The organism is Mesorhizobium sp. M2A.F.Ca.ET.037.01.1.1 (genome assembly GCF_003998075.1).
In the GTDB taxonomy this organism is placed as follows: Bacteria; Pseudomonadota; Alphaproteobacteria; order Rhizobiales; family Rhizobiaceae; genus Mesorhizobium.
This window is the reverse complement of the sequence record NZ_RZSA01001852.1, coordinates 1-408: the sequence shown is the minus strand read 5'-3', so window position 1 is coordinate 408 and position 408 is coordinate 1. Positions and strand designations below refer to the sequence as shown.

Annotated in this window: 1 protein-coding gene; it reads right to left on the bottom strand. The window is 58.8% G+C overall.

Annotated features, from left to right (window positions below; genetic code table 11):
- Positions 1 to 343: acetylxylan esterase (locus EOA27_RS40155; protein ID WP_245491447.1), on the bottom strand; the 343-nt coding region annotated here is incomplete at its 3' end.
- Positions 344 to 408 lie beyond the last annotated feature (65 nt).

Sequence of the window (408 nt, the reverse complement as noted above, 5' to 3'; positions counted from 1 at the left end):
GTTCGCGCTCCTGGTAGCCTTGTCCGCCTTCATGGTTGTTGAATTCGTATTCTACGATGGTCTTTTCCCCCGTGTAGGCATTGAACGCGCCATAAACGGTAGAAGGCGGGCAGACTTCGTCCATCAGGGCCACGGAAAACAGCGCCGCTGCCTTGGACTGCCTGGCAAAGTTGACGCAGTCGAAATAGCCGAGCGTTTCAAAGACTTTCGCCTTCTTCTCGCGATGCTGCGCCAGGAAACGGACGATCTCCAAATAGGGATCGCGCACGGCAGTCCCCAAAGCGCGGGGAAAGTCGCAAAGAAACGGCACGTCGGGCATTACGACCTTGACGCGGGGATCGATTCCGCCGACGGCAAGCGAAATGCCGCCGCCCTGACTGTCGCCGCAAACCGCGATGCGCTCGGGAT